The organism is Vibrio sp. THAF190c, from assembly GCF_009363355.1.
GTDB classification, from domain to species: domain Bacteria; phylum Pseudomonadota; class Gammaproteobacteria; order Enterobacterales; family Vibrionaceae; genus Vibrio; species Vibrio fortis_A.
Genome location: NZ_CP045338.1, coordinates 33,241 through 54,893, shown reverse-complemented (window position 1 = coordinate 54,893; position 21,653 = coordinate 33,241). Strand labels below are relative to the sequence as shown.

13 protein-coding genes and 5 tRNA genes are annotated in these 21,653 nt (G+C 45.1%); 7 read left to right on the top strand and 11 right to left on the bottom strand.

Annotated features, from left to right (window positions below):
- Positions 1-150: 150 nt before the first annotated feature.
- Positions 151-2,343 carry a putative Ig domain-containing protein gene (locus tag FIV04_RS00235; protein WP_152467926.1) on the top strand — a complete coding sequence of 731 codons (2,193 nt, stop codon included), beginning with the start codon at positions 151-153 and terminating at the stop codon, positions 2,341-2,343.
- Between the two features lie 239 nt (positions 2,344-2,582).
- Complete coding sequence (locus tag FIV04_RS00230) at positions 2,583-4,808, top strand: Ig domain-containing protein (protein ID WP_152467925.1); 2,226 nt, start codon at positions 2,583-2,585, stop codon at positions 4,806-4,808.
- Between the two features lie 92 nt (positions 4,809-4,900).
- Here FIV04_RS00230 and FIV04_RS00225 read toward each other — a convergent pair whose 3' ends face one another.
- The 10 genes from FIV04_RS00225 to FIV04_RS00180 form a co-directional block, all read right to left on the bottom strand.
- The gene (locus tag FIV04_RS00225) at positions 4,901-5,923 is read right to left on the bottom strand and encodes an SPOR domain-containing protein (protein WP_152467924.1); all 1,023 of its coding nucleotides are present in this window, start codon (positions 5,921-5,923) and stop codon (positions 4,901-4,903) included.
- Between the two features lie 187 nt (positions 5,924-6,110).
- Positions 6,111-7,049 carry an ABC transporter permease gene (locus tag FIV04_RS00220; protein ID WP_152467923.1) on the bottom strand — a complete coding sequence of 313 codons (939 nt, stop codon included), beginning with the start codon at positions 7,047-7,049 and terminating at the stop codon, positions 6,111-6,113.
- A gap of 2 nt (positions 7,050-7,051) precedes the next feature.
- Positions 7,052-8,029, bottom strand: a complete 978-nt coding sequence (locus FIV04_RS00215) for an ABC transporter permease (RefSeq protein WP_032551023.1) — start codon at positions 8,027-8,029, stop codon at positions 7,052-7,054.
- Positions 8,030-8,204: 175 nt separating this feature from the next.
- Complete coding sequence (locus tag FIV04_RS00210; RefSeq protein WP_032551021.1) at positions 8,205-9,758, bottom strand: ABC transporter substrate-binding protein; 1,554 nt, start codon at positions 9,756-9,758, stop codon at positions 8,205-8,207.
- Between the two features lie 94 nt (positions 9,759-9,852).
- Complete coding sequence (locus FIV04_RS00205) at positions 9,853-11,580, bottom strand: ABC transporter ATP-binding protein (protein WP_152467922.1); 1,728 nt, start codon at positions 11,578-11,580, stop codon at positions 9,853-9,855.
- A 1,099-nt stretch (positions 11,581-12,679) separates the two neighbouring features.
- Positions 12,680-12,756, bottom strand: a tRNA-Pro gene (locus FIV04_RS00200).
- Positions 12,757-12,766: 10 nt separating this feature from the next.
- Positions 12,767-12,842: transfer RNA gene (locus FIV04_RS00195), tRNA-His, on the bottom strand.
- A 43-nt stretch (positions 12,843-12,885) separates the two neighbouring features.
- A tRNA-Pro gene (locus tag FIV04_RS00190) sits at positions 12,886-12,962 on the bottom strand.
- A gap of 67 nt (positions 12,963-13,029) precedes the next feature.
- Positions 13,030-13,105 (bottom strand) — tRNA-His (locus FIV04_RS00185).
- A gap of 49 nt (positions 13,106-13,154) precedes the next feature.
- Positions 13,155-13,231 (bottom strand) — tRNA-Arg (locus FIV04_RS00180).
- Between the two features lie 296 nt (positions 13,232-13,527).
- Here FIV04_RS00180 and FIV04_RS00175 point away from each other — a divergent pair.
- The gene (locus FIV04_RS00175) at positions 13,528-13,941 is read left to right on the top strand and encodes a cytochrome c5 family protein (protein WP_032551017.1); all 414 of its coding nucleotides are present in this window, start codon (positions 13,528-13,530) and stop codon (positions 13,939-13,941) included.
- A 54-nt stretch (positions 13,942-13,995) separates the two neighbouring features.
- Here FIV04_RS00175 and rep read toward each other — a convergent pair whose 3' ends face one another.
- Positions 13,996-16,014, bottom strand: a complete 2,019-nt coding sequence (gene rep, locus FIV04_RS00170; protein ID WP_032551015.1) for a DNA helicase Rep — start codon at positions 16,012-16,014, stop codon at positions 13,996-13,998.
- A gap of 179 nt (positions 16,015-16,193) precedes the next feature.
- Between rep and FIV04_RS00165 the strand changes: the two genes are divergently transcribed.
- The 4 genes from FIV04_RS00165 (at position 16,194) to FIV04_RS00150 (ending at position 21,405) form a co-directional block, all read left to right on the top strand.
- A complete protein-coding gene (locus FIV04_RS00165; protein ID WP_150870724.1) occupies positions 16,194-16,775 on the top strand; it encodes a TetR/AcrR family transcriptional regulator in 582 nt (193 codons plus the stop codon).
- Between the two features lie 17 nt (positions 16,776-16,792).
- Positions 16,793-17,899, top strand: coding sequence for an efflux RND transporter periplasmic adaptor subunit (locus FIV04_RS00160; RefSeq protein WP_150870587.1), 1,107 nt, complete (start codon positions 16,793-16,795; stop codon positions 17,897-17,899).
- 11 nt (positions 17,900-17,910) lie between these two features.
- Complete coding sequence (locus tag FIV04_RS00155; protein WP_152467921.1) at positions 17,911-21,033, top strand: multidrug efflux RND transporter permease subunit; 3,123 nt, start codon at positions 17,911-17,913, stop codon at positions 21,031-21,033.
- A gap of 120 nt (positions 21,034-21,153) precedes the next feature.
- A complete protein-coding gene (locus tag FIV04_RS00150) occupies positions 21,154-21,405 on the top strand; it encodes an accessory factor UbiK family protein (RefSeq protein ID WP_032551009.1) in 252 nt (83 codons plus the stop codon).
- The last annotated feature ends 248 nt before the right edge of the window (positions 21,406-21,653 follow it).

Genomic DNA, 21,653 nt, shown 5'->3' with positions numbered 1-21,653 from the left:
ATAAAAATCAAATAAATTTTACGGTTTTTTTCTGTTTTTACGTGCGTTGAAAAAGCGATCAATCCCAAGTAAAACATTCACCCAACTAATATAAGTATCAAAAAATGAAACAAATAGGGCTTGGCTAGAGCTCTCTACAAAGGATATGAAATGAAAAAAGTTAGTTTACTAGCAGCGTCAGTGGCTTTCGCTCTAACAGGTTGTGGTGGCTCAGATGGTGATAGCTCTGGTGCTACTCCAGGTGGAGTTGTGATTACTGCTATCGATGGATACCTAGAGAACGCACAAGTTTGGGTTGATACTAACGACAACTTAAAACTGGACTCAGAAGACAAAAAGCTTGATAGCAACACCAATGCAAACGGTGAGATTACTCTTCCAAATGAGTACAAAGACAAGGCTGTTTTCATTAAAGCTATTGCCGGCCAAACAATCGATAAAACTCGTGGTTTAGTAACATCCGACTTCGATCTAGCAGCTACAGCAGGCGCTACCGTTGTTAGCCCAATGACAAATATGGTTGTTGAACAACTAGAAGCAGCAAAAGCTGCTGATACAGAGCTGACTCAAGAGCAAGCAGAAGAGAAAGTTGTGAAGTCAGTGACAGACTCCGGTCTAACAACCTCTAAAGAGCTTATCTTTGGTGACTACATTGCTGATAGTACTGAGGAAGCAAAAGCTTTGAATGCTATTGGTGAAACTCTGGTTGATAACTCAGACTTAACTGTCGAAGAACAGCTAAAACTGACTGAAGCTGTTGCTGTAGAAGCTCAAACAATCATTGAAAATGATGAAAGCTTGGATGACTTCTCGCCTATCGTGAACATTCCAACAGATGATAGCCCTATCACGGTGACACCTAACTCTCGTCCTGTTGATAGTGAAAATGGTGTATTGAAAGACATTACTCTCGATCCTTCAGATGCTTGGTTAGACCTAGATGCTTCTACTCTTTTCCAAGATGCGGAAGGCGATACATTAACGTTCGAACTTAAAGAACTCGCTAACGATCTAAACGGGCTAGTGATCGATAGCACTACAGGCATTATCAGTGGAGACCTTACTAAGGCGGGCACTTACGATTACCAAATCTTCGCAAAAGATGAGCATGGTGCACTGTCATACCCGCTGAATCTTAAAGTCATTAAGTTAGCTGAGAACCTAGCACCAGAAGTCGTCGAAGAAGAAAAAGCAAGACTACAAAGTGTCATTGATGGTTGGCAACTTCAAGAAGGTGAACTCTTCAACCAAACTATCGACTTATCAAGCTTATTTAGCGATACCGATGGTGACATCGTTAAATATCGTTCTGGGGGTCTAACTGTCGATGGGTTAACGATTACCCCAACGGAAGACACAAGTTCAATCGTTACTATTTCAGGCACACCAAGTAAGTCATACCCAGCAGGGCAAACTTTCAATGTCGGTGGCGTTGATGATGATAACGAACCAACCTACGTGAAATTTACGTTACCTGAAGTCTTGGAAGGCTACACTCCACCTGAGACTCATCCTTTAGAAGGTAAAACTTGGTACAACCTAGAGACAGGCTCAAGCGACGGTTCAGGGCAAGAGGGCGCAAGCAGGGTTTGGTGTGATTCCATTAAGTTTGAAAATGGCATTATCTACAGCAACGTTAGAAGCCTAGCAAATAAAACATCATGCAGTGCAGCTGATACCCAAGAAGAGTCAGCGACTTACAAGGTAGAAGGTAACAAAATTATTGCTACTTTCACGTCAGAAGATGGTGGAGATGAGACTCACACAGTAACTGCGACTGCTGCAGATGATATTGCGAACGGTGCTATGACGATTGTCACATCGTACACTGATGCAGAGGGTGGTCTAACATCTGAGCGCTACACATATTTTGCTGAGGCTTCACAAGCTGAGCGCCGTATTCAAACCAAATCTGATGACGGCCCGATGCAACGTTTTGGCAATATGTACATCCCTGCCGCTAAACCAGGCAGCGACACTCATTCTATGCAGTTAGGAAGAGTGAGCTACGCAATCTCTGATGAAGGTGATGCATCTGGCGAACCATTTGATGCTGATATCTACTTCGATGTTGATGGTATGGACGTCACATGTGACATGATCAACAAGACATACGCTAAATTTGAGATGACAAGCGACCGTGGAGTTTTAGCTAATACTAATTGGTGTTTCGAAAACGTAGAAAACGGAGTGAGCTATGCAGGAATCAACTTCAACCCTAAATCAGGGCAATTAGTTGTTGGTGAAGTTTACAGCCTAATCGGTAAAGTAGAGACCGAGGATGGTCTAACTGAAGCCGTTAAGTTCAACATTGAGTGGACAGGTGTCGCTAACGACGACTAAAAATATCAGTCGATTTTAAACCCCGCAATTGCGGGGTTTATTCATCTGATAAATACAAACACTCACAACAGATTCACCTCAAAAATCACCCAATATTTCATCCACTTTTTATAAGATTCTTTACGGTTTTTCCCTCATTTTCCGTATCTTGAACCACAGTCTCCTACACGGTAAAACCTTGCCAGTTTTTATAAATCACTTCAAATAAGTACAGATTTCACTCGGTAAGGATGAAAAGAATGAAGAAGGTTAGTTTACTAGCAGCGTCAGTGGCAATTGCACTATCAGGTTGTGGCGGTTCAGACGGTGGCTCGTCAGATGGAGCGACTCCGGGCGGCATTGTGATTACAGCTATCGATGGCTATTTAGAGAATGCACAGGTTTGGGTTGATACTAACGACAACTTAAAACTGGACTCAGAAGACAAACAGCTTGATAGCAACACCAATGCAAACGGTGAGATTACTCTTCCAAATGAGTACAAAGACAAGGCCGTTTTCATTAAAGCTATTGCTGGCCAAACAATCGATAAAACTCGTGGTTTAGTAACATCCAACTTCGACCTAGCAGCTACAGCAGGCGCTACCGTTATTAGCCCAATGACCAATATGGTTGTTGAGCAAATGGAAGCTAATAGCAGCCTGACTCTAGAGCAAGCACAAGAAAATGTGATTGATTCTGTCACTGCATCAGGACTTGAAGCTTCAAATGAACTTATTTTTGGTGACTACATTGCAGACGATTCACAAGAAGCTGAAGCACTTAACGTCATCGGTGAAACATTAGTTGATAACTCAAATATCTCAGTAGAACAGCAACTGCAGCTAACCAGTGCTGTTGCAGAAGAGACCAAAAAAGTTATCGATGATCCTACAGAGAGCTTAGAAGACTTCTCTCCAGTGGTGGAAGTTCCAGAAGATGGTGGTGCTCCAATTGTCACACCAAACTCTCGCCCAGTGCATGACCAAGCTAATGGTCAGCTGGATCCTATTGTAATGGTCAAAGGAGATGCTTGGGCTCCCATCAATGCATCACAAAATTTTAGCGATGCCGAAGATGATGTTCTAACTTATGAACTCAAAGAGCTGACAGGAAAGTTAAACGGTCTAGTCATTGATAACGTATCAGGGATCATCAGTGGAACCCCTGAAGCCGTTGGTGAGTTCAATTACCAAATATTCGCGAAAGATGAACACCAATCACTCTCTTACCCGCTTAACCTCAAAGTAACGATTGAAGCGGAAAATACAGCACCTATTCTAAATAAAGATGAAGAAGCCCGTCTTCAAAAGGAAGAGGTAGAGGCATGGTACTTACAAGAAGGTGAGGCTTTCTCTCAAACTCTCAATATCAGTCATCTATTTAAGGATGAAGATGGCTCAATTGAGGGGATTAGAGTTGGTTTAGGTGGTGTTGTTGATGGGCTTTCTGTTGATACAGATAGAGAAAACATGCTTGTCACGATCCATGGCACCCCAACTACATCATGGAATCAACATGGCAAACTAACAATTAGCGTTCGAGATAATGACAACGCTTATTCAGAAGATGCCTTATTTCTAATGCCTCACGTATTAGAAGGAGCTCCTGTTGAACCACCAGTACCAGAACTCGGATTTACAGAAGCACACTTCAATAACCAAGAGTGGAAAATGGGTAGCTTTGCCGACAATGACGGTGAAATCGGCTACGCTTCACTTGCTAAAGACGAGCACGGACTAATGTTCTGCTGGGGCTCGAATAGCGATGAAAACTACTCAGGCAACATGAGTGACGCACTTGATCAATGGGGTAATAGTTATGCACCTTTTGCTAAGTTAGCCGAGCTAGATAAGCACAACGATTACATGTCGCACCAGGACAAAGATTGTATGGATGTGACAATAAATGATGGAAAAATGATTGATAAAGAAGGCAGTATCTATGAAATGCTTTATCAACATAAACCAGCAGAAGGCGAATACCAGATCATCTTGAAAGTAAATCAAGACGAACTATTCTGGCTCGATTCAACTTCTTCTACATTTGCACAAACGTCGCCAGCTTCTGAAACAATTATCTCTGGTTTCACTGACTTCGATCTTACAGTTGAGGCTGGAGAAGAATTCGATCCTGAGCTTGATGGCTACCCGCTAACGTATGCTGCTGGTCAATTTGTATATGCTGAAAACTCATACGACTACAAGTCAATCAAACCTACAGGCTTTGAAACGCCAGGAAACCTGAGCTACGAGCTTGATAGCTTTGGCCGTGAAGGAATTGTACTAGAGGAAACAGGGGCTGACTCTGATTACAAGACACGCTACCGCTACATCCAACGTGAGTTTGGTGATTTCTACATTGGGGTAAAATGGAGCGAGGAACCACAATGGAACTACGTATCAGCTCCAGAGTTTGGCCTGTACTCATATGATCAAGAATCAATGGAAAAGGTGATCGACAAACTTCCACTAATCCAAGACTAAGTTCGACGAACTCAAAACAAAAACCCCAGCACATCGCTGGGGTTTCTTTTATCTGGACCTTTTGGTCTACGGTAACCCAAATACTATTTAAGCTACTTCACACACATCACGTTAAGAAGTGATGAGCCTTTAAGTTGAGTGACATTACCATTCGTAAACAGGCCTTTCTTCTGTGCGCCCCAGTACGGAAGGTGCATTGGCCAGTCTTTTTGCTCCATTACTTTTGAGTCTAAAATGGTTTGCCAATCACCTTCACTCAGTAGCTCCATGCCCAAACCATTACACGTCTTTTGTGCTTGGTCGTAATCTAAGCGACTCCAAGGTTTACCTTGCTCCATGTAAAACTGTTGTTTGCCATCAAGAATGTAAGGAACAGAATAAGACTTACCAGACACAGAAGCGGTTAAACGCACCTCGACCTCTGCATCACTGCTGCTTTTCGAATTGTCCGGCAGAGATTGAATTGCCATCGGCTCAGAAGCTGGTTTGCTTACTGCTTTGGGAGCAGGAGCCTTAGGTGCTGGCGCAGAAGCTTTGGCAACCGCTGCCGTCGCAGGTGCTTTTGTCGCAGTACGCTCAATAGGTTGCGCTTCTACTCGAGCTTTAGGTGCCGCTGCTTTATCCGCTTTTGCAGTCGCGGCCGCCAGTGGTGCTACATTAGTTGATTGAGATTTATCAACCATACGGATGAAGGCTTCTTTGTAGCCCGATACCTTACGAACCTGAAGCAGCTCTTTGCGTGCATCAGCATAATTAGAGTATGGGCCAATCAAGCAGCGATAGTTACCTTGCTCTGGTTTCATCCATACATTAGTCGAGATGTTTTTGTAGATAGGTTTCGCTTTCTCTAACGGCAGTGGGTCATTGAGCAGCCCACACTGAACCCAGAATAGATTGCTTTCTGAATGGGTTTGGGGTGCTTTACTACCCCATATCCCTTTACCGATTGGACAAGAAGCTTCTAGTTGAGGCAGCTGGTCTGTGCTGGCTTGAGTCGCATCACAAAGCACCGATTCCGCGTGTACTTGGCCAGACAACGACACCCCTACCGCGAACAGCGCTAAACCCAACCCCATACGAGAACCACGACATACTGCATTTATTGTCAATTTCATACCCATCACTCAACCCTCAAGGGTAAAATTATTACCGACTCGGTGTCGATAAAAAATGAATTCCATTTAAGACATTATTGACTACATCAATAACTCATAGTTCCTAAACTATAAGCAAAAAAAGAGCCGTAATTGCTTACGACTCTTAGTTTAGTGAGCTTTTTTATTAAAAATCAATCGCTCGGGATCAACCTTTATAGATTTTCGGGTTAAATACGTCGCGTAACCAGTCACCAAGTAGGTTGATTACCAGTACTAGCGTTACCAGCACCACACCTGGGAAGGCAGTAATCCACCATGCACCCGAGAAGATGTAGTTAAAGCCGATGCTGATCAGTGCGCCAAGTGATGGTTGGTCTACCGGAAGGCCAAGGCCTAGGAAAGAAAGTGCCGCTTCTGACATGATGGCATTTGCCACCTGTACCGTAGAAATAACCAGAATTGGAGACAGACAGTTCGGTAGAATGTGACGGAACATGATGCGAGGTGCTTTAAAGCCCATAACACGTGCCGCTTCCACATACTCTTTCTTCTTTTCTGCCAATACCGATGCACGAATCGTACGCGCATATTGCGGCCATTCAGCAATACCGATGATCACCACCAGCATCACTACTGCATACTGGGCGTAGAAATCACTACCAAAGCTCGCCTTAAAGATAGCCGAAACAATGATCGCAACCATCATGGTTGAGAAAGAGAGCTGAACATCAGCAAAACGCATTAGGAAGCTATCGATACGACCACCGAAGTAACCTGCTGATAGACCGATGATGATACCTAGGGTTAGCTGAAGACCTACCGCCAAGAAACCAATCGTTAGTGACAGACGAGAGCCGTAAAGCATAGTCGATAGAATGTCACGACCTTGTTCGTCCGTACCCAGCAGGAAACGCTCATCACCATCTTCCATCCATGATGGCGGTAGCTCTGAGTCCATGATGTCAATCGACGTCACATCATATGGGTCAGTCGGCGCGAGAATCGGTGCAGCCAGAGCCATCACCAAGAATGCGGTAAAGACAGCGAAACTGAACATCGCCACTTTGTCACGTAAGAAGTAGTACAGAATGTCTGACTGCTTAAAGCGCTCCCAACGAGATGGAGCTGTTGTTGATTGGTCCATGATTATGCTCCTTTCCCTGTAATGTTCACTGTTGGGTTAATGATGCCGTATAGCAAGTCAACAATGGTGTTGGTTACTACGAAAATCAGACCAACAAAAATAACGTATGCGGTAATCAGTGGTGTATCCACTCGGTTAATCGCTTCAAGGAATAGGAAGCCGGTACCCGGCCACTGGAATACAGTTTCAGTAAGAATGGTGTAAGCCACCATGGTACCAATCTGAACACCACCTACCGTTAGTACAGGAAGCATGGTGTTTTTCAGCGCATGTTGGTAGTAGATCTTGTTCAGTGCTAAGCCTTTCGCTTTACCGAACTTGATGTATTCAGAGCTTAGAACTTCCAGCATCTCAGAGCGTACCAGACGGATGAACAGCGGTAGCATGATAGAAGCAAGTGCAATACTTGGCAGAACTAAGTGTGCAAGGCCATCCAGCGTAAAGAAGCCAGACTCCCAGCCAAGCCAATTGGCGGTTTCACCACGTCCATAAGAAGGCAGCCAGCCAAGTTCAATAGAGAACACATACATCAGCATAATGGCCGTTAAGAACACCGGGATCGAGATACCGATACTACTGCCCGCCATGACTAGCTTGGTAAAGAAACTTTTTGGGTGAATCGCCGAGTAAACCCCAAGTGGGATCGACAAACAAACAATGATAAGCGATGCACCAAACACTAACTCAAGTGTGGCCACCAGCTTGTCTAAGATAACATCCACAGCTGGACGCTTAAAGAAGTACGAAGTACCAAGATCACCCTGTAGAGCAGCGCCTACAAAGCGAGTGTATTTTGTAATGAAGGGATCGTTGAGGCCCAGCTCATCACGCAGCGCTTGACGCTCCGCTTCTGAAACAGACTGACCTACCAACTCACGTAACGGGTCGCCCAGGTTATCCTGAATGGCAAACGCCACCAAACTGATCACAAACATCACTATCAGTGCCTGAAACAGGCGCTTGACCAGAAACGTAAACATTCCTTGCCCCTTATCTATCCATGACTATCTAGTTAAGTCCGTAACTAGACAACAAATATTCAGTCTTAAAAAAGGTATCTAGCCAGACTGAAGGAAGACTAAATACCGAAACTTAATAGAACAACTTAAAAAGCGAGAGCCTGAACCAACAGGCTCTCACATCTAGCAAGCTAGATTACTGTACAACTAGGTCGCCGAAGTAAGGCATAACCATTGGGTTAACGATGTCAGCAGCACCAACGTTAGACTTAGCGCCCCACGCTTCACTTTGCCAGTGTAGCGGTACGAATGCTGCGTCGTTGTAAAGTGTTGCTTCAACGCCTTTCAGCATTTGAGAACGCTTAGCTGGATCAGTTTCAGTGTTAGATGCTTCTACTGTTGCATCCATCTCTGGGTTTGAGTAACCAGAACAGTTGTACTGACCACGACCAGTCTCTTCGTTACGAGTCATAGTTAGGAACTCGTTGAAGTTCGCTGAATCTTCTGTATCTGAGTGCCAGCCGATCATCATCATGTCTGCTGAACATAGGTCAAACTCAGGCCAGTATTGCGCTTTAGGCATTGTTTTCAGATCAACCTTGATGCCGATCTTAGACAGCATTGCTGCAGATGCTTGAGCAACTTTCGCATCGTTCACGTAACGGTTGTTTGGTGCCATCATTGTTAGCGTGAAGCCGTCTGCGTAGCCCGCTTCTTTCATCAGCTCTTTCGCTTTCTTAAGATCGTAACGTGGCACTAGCTCCTCGTTGTGACCTGCGTAGCCTGTTGGGCTTTGCTGACCAGCTGCTGTTGCGAAGCCTTTCATGATCTTCTTAACGATACCTTCGTTGTTGATTGCGTGAACAATCGCCTGACGAACGCGAACGTCTTTCAGTGCTTCGTTGCTGTTTTGGTTCATTTGGAACGTGATGATACGAGTACCAGGTAGCGTCACAAGGTCGATGCCTTTTGCGTTCTTAACACGTTTGTGATCGTTTGGTGCTACTGGGTGAATCATGTCTACGTCACCAGAAAGAAGTGCAGCTACACGCGTTGCGTCTTCTTTGATTGGCACTAGCGTTAGGTTATCAACGTTACCTTTTGTCTCTGTGTCCCAGTAATCGTTGAAACGTTTGAACTGAACTTTTACGCCCTGCTCACGCTCAGTAACAATGAATGGACCTGTACCAGAAACGTTAGTCGAAGCGAACGAGTTACCGTGCTTCACTAGCTCTGACTTATCTTTACCATCCGCAGTCTTACCAGAGTAGAACTTGCTGTCCATTGGGAAGATGTAAGTCGCTGTTTGTAGTACTAGTGGGTAAGCCGCTTTCGATACTAGCTCAACTGTGTAGTCATCCACTTTTACCATTTTCTCGTATGGCGTGAAGATAGACTTAAAGTCTGGAGACGCTTGTAGACGCTCGAAAGTCCACACAACATCGTCAGCTGTTAGTTCGTTACCAGAGTGGAATTTCACACCCTTACGTAGGTTAAAGCGGAAAGTCGTTTCATCAACACGCTCCCAGCTAGATGCTAGGCGGCCTTCAAAATCCATCTCTTGAGTGAAACGTACTAGAGGGTCAAACACCATGTGAGACATTTGCAGTGTGCCACCAGACAGCTGCTCGTGCGGGTCAAGTGATACTGGGTCAGCTGCGTAGCCAACGGTAATATCTGCTGCTGCTGCACTAAAGCTTAGGCCAGCTGCCATCAAAGCGACTGCTAATTTGCTTTTCATGGTTTTCATTTGCATAACTCCTTCATGCGGGAATCCAGATCCCTAGTTGTTGTATTTGCGTCTGTTTTATTTTTAAAGCAGGCTCAACCTCACCCGCTTACATTTATACCGCGGCGTTCGCCACTGCTTTTTCTTCTCGTAAGCCTGTAAATTCAGGCATTAAAGAAATCAATTGTTTGCTGTACTCATGCTGAGGTGATTGGAACAACTGCTCGGTCGGTGCGACCTCAAGCAGTGTACCCATCTGCATCACACCCACGCGGTCACACATCTGACGAATAACCGGTAAATCGTGACTGATGAACAGCATGGTTAGGTTTAGCTCATCCTGTAGGTCTTTTAGTAGGTTAAGGATTTGTGCTTGAACCGACACATCCAGTGCCGACGTTGGTTCATCACAGATCAGAAGACGAGGACGAGTTGCCAGAGCACGAGCGATAGAGATACGCTGACGCTGGCCACCAGAGAATTCATGTGGGTACTTAACACCAGCCATCTTACCCAGACCTACGTGATCTAAGAGATCGTGTACAATCTGACGCGTTTCATTCTCGTTACAAGTCAGCTTATGGAAACGGATAGGCTCAGCAATGATGTCGAATATCTTCATTCGAGGGTTCATTGATGTGTAAGGGTTTTGGAACACCATCTGCATCTGACGACGCATTGGACGGCGCTCTTTCTCAGACTTAAGGCCTGTCAGATCGACGCCTTCAAACGTTACCTTGCCTGAGTTTGGTGCGTACAGGCCAGCAATCACACGTGCGATTGTCGATTTACCAGAGCCAGACTCACCTACAAGACCAAAGGTTTCACCTTCATGCACTTCAAAGCTCACATTGTTTGAAGCTTGAACGTACTCGCGACGGCTCTCAAAGAACGAGTCTTTAGTAGTAAAGCGCAGGTTTACGTTTTCCACATTCAATAATGGACCGGTGTAATCGCGATGATCTTGGCTTTGACCCAACCAGTGATTTTTCACATCAAGTGGTTCCATCTCGTGCGCTTCTTCGATGTAGCTCACTAGAGGGAAACGATCGAGTTTGCGATCTGAACGTGGAACCGCAGAGATCAAGCTGTGCGTGTATGGGTGCTCAGGAGTACCAAGGACTTGCGCCGTTGGACCAAACTCAACTAAGTCGCCCCGGTACATTACCGCTACGCGATCGGTTACGTTAGAAACCACACCCATATCGTGAGTTACCAACATACAACCTACATTCTTCTTGATACACAATTCACGAATCAGACCTAGAATTTGGTCTTGGATCGATACATCTAGTGCTGTGGTTGGTTCATCGGCAATAATAAGATCTGGCTCACCCGCCAGTGCAATTGCGATAACCACACGCTGACGCATACCGCCAGAGAATTGGTGAGGATATTGTTTCAGACGGTTTTCTGGTTGCGGGATACCCACTTGATTCATCAAGTCAAGGGAACGCTCATAGGCTTCTTGCTCAGAAACGTCCATGTTAGCGTGAATCGTCTCTTTCAGCTGCTGCTCAACGGTGAAAAGAGGGTTAAGAGATGTCATCGGGTCTTGGAAGATGAACCCGATCTTTGAACCGCGCACTTTACGCATATCTTCAGGTGATAAACCTGATACTTTTTCACCATCTAAGAAAACTTCACCACTCGCGATGCGACCTGGAGGGCTCAATAGATCGATAACCGCGTTACCAACCGTTGATTTACCAGCACCAGATTCCCCTACTACACCCACGATCTCTCCGCGCTCAATGTTGAACGAGAGTGATTTCACCGCAGCGTGCACACCATGACGAGATGGGTATTCGATACGAAGGTTTTTTACTTCTAAAAGTGACATTACCAGACCTCTACTGCTTTGGCAGCTTTCTGCCCTGTCTGCAAAATTGAATCCATTCTTACCAGAATAATGTTCTGATATTTTATACGGATGACAATTTGGCAAATAATTCACAGAAAAGCAACAAAAATAGGATAAAAAGTCGACATTAAACGTCAAGCAAGCAAAAACACCATATAATTATTCACTTGATAAGCATATAGTAAGAAGAATTCAGCATTTATTTCGTATTAGAAAAGCCAAGCAAACGCCTTTATACATATGCTTGTATAAGATTTTCAGACCGTTAAAGCACTTTTTACCTTTAGTCACTTTAGATAAATAATTATTCCACAAAATGATTAACAATATAGAAACATAAACCAATTTTAGTGGAAATAACCGCCACTTAATCCAAATAACATCACAAAAACAGAAGTTTAAACCAAAATTTATTTACAGAATTGATAGTAAGATCTACCCAAAAAAGGCAGTAATATTTCGGGGATACTAGAGATTTGAAAGGAAAAATCACCGTAGGCAATAGTCTTACCTTTACCTCAATAAGGTTAAGTGAAGCTATCTAATTCATAAAACATCTCCTCAATAAGGTTTGGTGATAAATCACCCACCAACTCCAGAAAAAGAACATTTTCTTAATCAGATAAACGCCCCAAAAAGGCAACTACGCTTAATATTAGTGCAAAGTTTCATCAACCACTTCAATAAATTATTCGCCTTAGCACTGAATTAGGGCAAACCCTATCCACTTGATGGTGTTCATATGCTTTTAAGTGCATTTAAACACCATAGATAGAGAACACTGATTGTGCGTTTTTCAAAGAGATCGATGGCAAACTCTGTTAAGGATGACAGGGTAAGAGATGTGGATCAGGCAAGTTTCTAAAGGGTAGTGCGCAAGCCTCCAATATATTTCAGATATAAAAAAGACCGCCATCTCTGATGCGGACGGCTACTTGAGGCTTTCTTATATTGGACGGTGAAGAAGGAGGCGATGCAACTGGGCTTTCACCGGGCTGGCGTTCCAGCCCCCGAAAACACCATTATATTTTCGCCAAATAGAAAAAAGCTCATCATTTCTGATGAGCTTTCTTAAAAGTGGTCGGTGAAGAGGGATTCGAACCCCCGACCCTCTGGTCCCAAACCAGATGCGCTACCAAGCTGCGCTATTCACCGACAAAATTAATGGGGTGGCTAACGAGATTCGAACTCGCGACCACCGGAATCACAATCCAGGGCTCTACCAACTGAGCTATAGCCACCACTAATTTTTTTGTATAACCGCCAAAGCGATTATTGAAATAGTGGTCGGTGAAGAGGGATTCGAACCCCCGACCCTCTGGTCCCAAACCAGATGCGCTACCAAGCTGCGCTATTCACCGACTTATGTTTTGTTCCGATTTTATCAGAACTGGGAGCCGAAGCTACCGATATTCTTTAAAAGAAAAATGGGGTGGCTAACGAGATTCGAACTCGCGACCACCGGAATCACAATCCAGGGCTCTACCAACTGAGCTATAGCCACCATTGTTTCTTTCTTGCCAATTTCTCACTTGTCGAAACAAGTGTCCGGATGGCGCGCCTGAAAGGATTCGAACCTTCGGCCTTTGGCTCCGGAGGCCAACGCTCTATCCAGCTGAGCTACAGGCGCATGCCCTGTCGGCGGAGTGGAATAATACGTATATCACCCTAGGTCGTCTAGTACTTTTTTTATTTTTTTTCTCGTTTGCTCTCTTTTTCGACAGTTAATATGTGATAAACCCCTTATTTGAGTACTAGAACCCCCTATTGCCTATAAGTTGTTGTTTATTGCAACAACTTATCGGGATATAATCACCCATTATTTACATTGATTTAACAGTCGCTTTTTGCAACTAAAATCAACACACCCCTCTAACACTATAATTGGTAGGCACGTACTTACCTTGGGAATGTAAAGTGAGTTTAATGGATATGTCTCGTCGAATTTTAAGCCTTGTCATCGCAGCAGTGACTTTTTCAACGACAGCGGTCGCATCAGAACTGAGCCAAGCAGAGCATGACGCTATTGCTGAGCGCATCAAGCCCGTTGGTCAAGTTTACCTAGTTGGTAGCGAACCTGTTGCAGCAGAACCAACTGGTCCTCGTGATGGCGCAACTGTTTACGGTACTTTTTGTATTGCTTGTCACGCATCTGGCGTAAGTGGCGCACCAAAGACTGGTGATGCTGCGGATTGGGCACCTCGTATTGCTCAAGGCCGAGACATCCTAGCGGACCACGCAATCAACGGCTTCAACGCGATGCCAGCGAAAGGTTCATGTATGGACTGTTCAGACGATGAGATCAAAGACGCTATCGAGCACATGATCGCTGGTCTGTAAGCAAACCAAAATTCTAAAAAAGGAGACCACATGGTCTCCTTTTTGTTTTTCTGATTATTTCTTATTAAACATCGCTCTGATATTAGCGATATGCGCTTGGCCTTTCTCCATACGCTCTTCTTGCGACTGAGGTTTCTTCACTGTCTCCCACTCAACATCATCGTGTGGCAATTCATCTAAGAAGCGGCTCTGCGTTGGTTTGATCAATTCACCAAACTGACGACGCTCCCGACATTTAGTAAAGGTCAGCTCTTTCTGAGCTCGGGTAATACCCACATACATCAATCGGCGCTCTTCTTCGACGTTACCTTCATCAACACTGGTTTGGTGAGGAAGAATTCCCTCTTCAGCCCCCATCAGATAGACATACGGGAACTCAAGACCTTTAGAGGCGTGCAAAGTCATCAGTTGCACTTGGTCGGCATCATCGTCGTCTTCGCCACGCTCCATCATGTCACGCAGAGTCAGTCGCTGAACCACTTCTCTCAGTGTTTTCTCTTCTTTATCGTAGTTGTCACCCTCAAGGTCAGCGACAATCCAGCTATAAAGATCAGAGACGTTCTTCATGCGCATCTCTGCCGCTTTCGGACTCGCTGACGTTTCGTATAACCAATCTTCGTAGTTAATGTCGCGAACCAAAGACCGCACTGCATCAACCGTATTACCACGCTCTGCATTATCCGAGATACGCACAATCCAATCGGTGAAGCGGCGCAGGTTCTCTAGCCCTCGACCTGTCAGTGTCTGCTCCAAGCCCATCTCAAAGCTCGCTTCAAACAAGCTCTTTCCACGCATGTTGGCATAGCTACCCAACTTCTCAAGTGTCACCGGGCCAATCTCACGACGTGGGGTGTTCACAATACGTAGGAAGGCATTATCGTCATCCGGGTTCACCAGCACTCGCAGGTAAGCCATGATGTCTTTAATCTCTGCACGAGCGAAGAATGACGTGCCACCCGAGATCTTGTAAGGAATACGGTTCTGCATCAGCGCTTTTTCAATCAGGCGCGATTGGTGGTTACCACGGTAGAGCACCGCATAATCTTTGTATTCGGTACGATTCAAGAATTTATGTGCGATGATTTCACCGGTAATACGCTCTGCTTCATGGTCTTCATTCTTAGCGTTGAGTACCTTGAGCTTTTCGCCGTCTGGGATCTCAGAGAAAAGAGACTTTTCATAAACGTGCGGGTTATTGGCGATCAAGATATTGGCCGCTCGCAGAATACGACTGGTTGAGCGGTAGTTCTGCTCTAGCTTAATTAGACGAAGGTTCGGGTAGTCTTCACCTAGTAGCACCAAGTTTTGCGGTTTCGCACCACGCCATGAGTAGATCGATTGGTCATCATCACCTACCACCGTCAAGCGACCTCGTTCACCAACTAACAGACGCACTAACTCATACTGACTGGTGTTGGTATCTTGGTACTCATCGACCAATAGATAGCGAATGCGAGATTGCCAACGCTCTCGCACTTCTTGATTGGTTTTCAATAGCAATACTGGCATTGCAATCAAATCATCGAAGTCGAGCGCGTTATACGCTTTCATCTGCTTTTGGTACATCTCAAAACAAAAAGCAAAAAGCTGCTCTTGCTCACCTTTGGCGCGCGCTTTTGCTTGATCTGGCGTGAGCATGTCATTTTTCCAGTTTGAGATGGTGCTCAAAAGCTGGCGCAGAAGATCCTTATCACCATCAATCTGCTTTTCCGTTAGCTCTTTGAGTAGAGCAAGCTGGTCTTGATCATCAAACAGGGAAAAGCCCGCTTTTAAGCCAAGTGCCTTATATTCTCGGCGGATGATGTTCAAACCCATAGTGTGGAAGGTCGAAACGATCAGCCCCTTAGATTCATTCTTACCTAATGTCTGTCCAACACGCTCTTTCATTTCACGAGCTGCTTTATTGGTGAAAGTCACAGCCGCAATGTTTCGCGCCTTGTAGCCACACTCCTGAACCAAGTAAGCAATCTTGTTGGTGATAACACGTGTTTTACCCGATCCAGCGCCCGCTAATACTAAGCAGGGGCCCGATACGTACTTCACGGCTTCGTCTTGTCTTGGGTTCAGTCTCATTAGATTCTCGATGTCATCTCAGGGGTCAATTGGAATTCGCGCCTATAATAATGCTGCAATGTTTTGAATGCTACGTTCTCTTATACAAGATTTTTACGCTTTTTGTATAAAACTTACTTGCACAAATGTATGGTTCTTGAGCTATAATGAATGAACGTTCATTCACTAGTGATGAGATTATGACCAATCATACCTCTCAGGATAAGCGCTTACAGATACTCTCTGCCGCCGAAACACTGATTGCTGCGGAAGGTTTTCAAGGCCTTTCAATGCAGAAGTTGGCGAAAGAAGCAGGCGTCGCTGCAGGCACTATATATCGCTATTTTGATGATAAAGAGCACTTAATTGAAGAAGTGCGCATTCAGGTTACACAACGTATAGCAGAAGCGGTTCAGTTCGGGGTAGACGACTCCGCACCGATTAAGCAACGTTACAGAACCATGTGGCTCAACATATGGAACCTGGCTGGCACTAACTTAGCGGCGATCAAAAACCGCGTTCAATATGACTCTTTACCTGTAACAAATAGTAAAACTTTCAGGGAACTAGAAAGAAAAATGTTTGCCCAAGTTGAGCTGTTGTTTAACGAAGGCAAAGAGCAAGGGCTATTTAAACCACTTGATAATGAAGTATTAGGTGGACTGAGCTTAGCGGCAAGTGTGTCACTCGCCCGCAAGCATTCTTTAGGTTTTTACCAACTCGATGATGAGGCTTTAGAAGCTGCCATTGAAGCGAGCTGGGACGCAATAATTAAACACTGATCGGAGTTTTGACCATAATGAAAAAGTGGACTTTCTTCATGTTACTCATTGCTGTGCTTCTTTTTGGCAGCGTTATTGGGTTCAACATGTTCAAACAACAAAAAATTGCTGAATACATGGCAAACCGACCTGAACCTGAGTTCCCGGTAACGGTAACTGACGTTCAACCGATCGACTGGGTTCCAGTAATCGAAGCTATCGGTTTCATCGAGCCAAACCAAGGTGTAACACTAGCAAACGAAACCAGCGGTGTTATCGATCAAATCTCTTTTGAGTCAGGTACTGAGGTTAAGAGCGACCAACTATTAGTACGTCTAGATTCAGACGTAGAGAAAGCAAACCTGAAGAGCTCTCAAGCGCGACTACCGGCAGCACAAGCTAAGTACAAGCGTTACCAAGGCCTATTCAAGAAAGGTTCTATCTCAAAAGAAGCATACGATGAAGCAGAAGCGAACTACTTCTCCCTATCTGCTGATATTGAGAGCCTAAAAGCTTCGATCGCTCGTCGTGAAATTCGCGCACCATTCGACGGTACTGTGGGTATTCGTAATGTGTACCTAGGTCAATACCTTCAATCTGGTACTGATATCGTTCGTCTAGAAGACACCAGTGTGATGCGTCTGCGCTTCACGGTTTCTCAAACAGACATCTCACGAATCAATGTTGGCCAAGCGGTTGATATCTTCGTTGATGCTTACCCAGAGACACCGTTTGAAGGTTCAATCAGCGCTATCGAACCAGCAGTAAGCGTGCAAAGTGGTCTGATTCAAGTTCAAGCAGACATTCCAAACAGTGATGGCAAGCTACGTAGCGGTATGTTCGCTCGTGCAAACATCATTCTACCGACTTTAGAGAACCAAGTTGCGCTGCCTCAAACAGCGATCACTTTCACTCTATACGGTGACAATGTTTACATCTTGACTGAAGAAGATGGCGTGAAGCGCGTTACACAACACGTAGTAAAAGTAGGTGAACGTACTACAGACGTCGCACACATCCTTGAAGGTGTGAAAGCGGGTGATGTAGTCGTGACGTCAGGTCAAGTTCGTCTAAGTAATGGTGCCAAGGTGAAAGTTGTTGAGAGTGATGCAATCACACCACCTTCTGAAACACCTCAGTTATAATTGGAGTCACAATGCGCTTTACTGATGTTTTTATTAAACGTCCAGTTCTAGCGGTATCCATCAGCTTCTTGATAGCGCTGCTTGGTTTGCAAGCAATCTTCAAGATGCAGGTGCGTGAATACCCAGAAATGACGAATACCGTAGTAACCGTTACCACGAGTTACTACGGTGCGAGTGCCGATCTTATCCAAGGTTTTATTACTCAGCCTCTTGAGCAAGCTGTTGCTCAGGCGGATAACATCGACTATATGACTTCATCTTCGGTTCTTGGTAGCTCTACCATTACTGTAAACATGAAGTTGAACACAGATCCAAACGCAGCTCTGTCTGACATACTGGCCAAGACAAACTCGGTTCGTTCCCAGCTTCCAAAAGAGGCAGAAGATCCAACTGTAACCATGTCTACGGGTTCGACAACAGCGGTACTGTACATTGGCTTCACTAGTGATGAATTGGCTTCGAGCCAGATTACCGACTATCTAGAGCGTGTAATCAACCCGCAGCTATTTACGGTAAACGGTGTATCTAAAGTCGACCTATACGGTGGTATGAAATACGCACTTCGCGTATGGCTAGACCCGTCAAAAATGGCGGCAGTTGACCTAACTGCTAGTGATGTGATGACGGTACTGAACGCCAACAACTACCAATCAGCGACGGGCCAAGCGACGGGTGAGTTCGTCCTTTACAACGGTAGTGCTGATACCCAAGTATCCAATGTTGAAGAGCTAGAGAATCTTGTAGTACGTAGCGGCGAAGGCGAAATTATCCGTCTATCTGACATTGCTAAGGTTTCTCTAGAGAAGAGCCACGATGTTTACCGAGCAAGTGCGAACGGTCAGGAAGCGGTTGTTGCAGCAATTAACGCAGCACCAAGTGCAAACCCGATCAACATCGCAGCAGATGTACTTGAACTTCTTCCTCAATTAGAGAAGAACCTACCAAGCAACATCTCGATGAACGTGATGTATGACTCGACGATTGCAATCAATGAATCTATTCAAGAGGTTATTAAAACTATTCTTGAAGCGGCTTTGATCGTATTGGTCGTTATTACACTGTTCCTAGGTTCGTTCCGTGCAGTACTGATTCCAATCGTTACTATTCCACTGTCTCTAATCGGTGTGGCAATGGTAATGCAGGCGATGGGTTTCTCATGGAACCTGATGACGCTACTGGCAATGGTACTCGCTATCGGTCTGGTGGTAGATGATGCGATCGTTGTTCTTGAGAACGTCGACCGTCACATCAAGCTTGGTGAGTCACCATTCCGTGCAGCAATCATCGGTACTCGTGAAATCGCAGTTCCAGTTATTGCAATGACACTGACGCTAGGTGCGGTATATGCGCCAATCGCGATGATGGGTGGTATTACGGGCTCATTATTTAAAGAGTTCGCACTAACACTTGCCGGTTCGGTATTTGTATCGGGCATCGTAGCACTGACACTTTCTCCGATGATGTGTTCAAAAATGCTTAAAGCTCACGCTGAGCCAAGCAAGTTTGAGCAGAAAGTACACAATGTTCTTGATGGCATGACTAACCGTTATGAGCGCATGCTTGGTGCTGTTATGCAGCATCGTCCAGTGTTCATTGGTTTCGCTATCATCGTATTTGCAAGTCTGCCAATGCTGTTCAAATTTATCCCGAGTGAGCTCGCGCCATCTGAGGATAAAGGTGTAATCATGCTTATGGGTACCGCACCGTCGAATGCGAACCTAGATTTCATGCAAAACACCATGAATGACGTCAACACGATTCTATCTGATCAACCAGAAGTAGCGTACGCTCAGGTGTTTACTGGTGTACCAAACGCAAACCAAGCCTTTGGTATTGCATCTATGGTGCCTTGGAGTGAGCGTGAAACCAGTCAGTCTGACGTTGCTAACCGTGTAGGTGAGTTAGTTAAAGATGTTCCAGGAATGGCAGTAACGGCGTTCCAAATGCCAGAGCTTCCAGGTGCAGGTTCAGGTCTTCCAATTCAGTTTGTTATTACAACACCAAACAGCTTTGAGAGCCTTTTCCAGATCACCACTGACATTCTGGCAGAAGTATCTTCCAACCCGCTATTCGTTTACTCAGATCTTGATCTGAACTACGACTCAGCGACCATGAAGATCAACATCGATAAAGACAAAGCGGGTGCTTACGGCGTGACAATGCAAGATATCGGTATCACGCTAGGTACTATGATGTCAGATGGTTACGTAAACCGTATCGACCTGAATGGTCGTTCGTACGAAGTTATCCCACAGGTTGAACGTAAGTTCCGTCTGAACCCTGAATCGATGAACAACTACTACGTACGTGCAGCTGATGGCAGAGCCGTTCCTCTGGGCAGTTTAATTACCATTGATGTGGTGGCAGAGCCTCGCTCTCTTCCTCACTTCAACCAACTGAACTCAGCAACGATTGGTGCCGTACCTGCTCCAGGCGCTGCGATGGGTGATGCGATTGCATGGTTTGAGAACATTGCCGAGACCAAACTACCAAGTGGCTACAACCATGACTACATGGGTGAGGCACGCCAATACGTAACCGAAGGTAGCGCGCTATACGCAACATTTGGTCTAGCACTGGCGATTATCTTCCTAGTACTGGCGATTCAGTTCGAGTCAGTGAAGGATCCACTGGTTATCATGGTTTCGGTACCACTGGCGATCTGTGGTGCATTGATTGCCCTTGCATGGGGTGCAGCAACCATGAACATCTACTCGCAAGTAGGTTTGATCACACTGGTTGGTCTGATTACCAAGCACGGTATCTTGATCTGTGAGGTGGCAAAAGAAGAGCAGCTGCACAACAAGAAATCACGTATTGAAGCAGTAATGGAAGCGGCGAAGGTTCGTCTACGTCCTATCCTGATGACCACTGCGGCGATGATCGCAGGTCTTATCCCACTGATGTACGCAAGTGGTGCAGGTGCTGCTCAACGTTTCAGTATCGGTATTGTTATCGTTGCTGGTCTAGCAATTGGTACTATCTTCACGCTGTTCGTGTTGCCTGTTATCTACAGCTACCTAGCAGAGAAACACAAACCACTACCGGTTTTTGTTGAAGATAAAGACTTAGAGAAACTAGCACGTGTCGATGAAGCGAAAGCGGCACACCGAGAGTTAGCGGACAACAACTAACCTCAAGTTTCACGTTAATCGCAAAAAGGTCACTTCGGTGACCTTTTTTTATACGCCACAGGCGACATCTCCACTGCGATTAAATAGAATAGTAGGAAATAATCAGGAGTTTTAATTGATATGTTTGATCCAAAAAAACTAGAGCAGATTGCGAAACAAATCCATGACTCTATGCCTCAGCCAGTAAAAGAGCTAGGTTCTGATGTGGACCAAAAGGTTCGCCAAGTTATCCAAGGCCAACTAAACAAGCTAGACGTTGTCAGCCGTGAAGAGTTCGATGTTCAAACTCAGGTTCTACTGCGTACACGTCAGAAGCTGACTGAGATGGAACAAAAGCTGGCTGATCTAGAAGCAAAGCTAGCTGACAAATAAGCGTAAATACAGAAATACAAAAGGGTTGATGTGCAAGCATCAACCCTTTTTTATGCGCTCGTATTCTGGAAGGTATACTCCAGGCAATACTCTTCCATTGCTTTAAGGCGTGATTGTGAAGACATACATCGTCCACATCTTCAGGAGCAAGTTGGCGAGTTCTGTAAAAACAAAAAGGCTTGGTCAACGGCGACCAAGCCTTTTAATTAGATGTTGTGTTTTTTATTTATGACTCCAATTTATTGGAG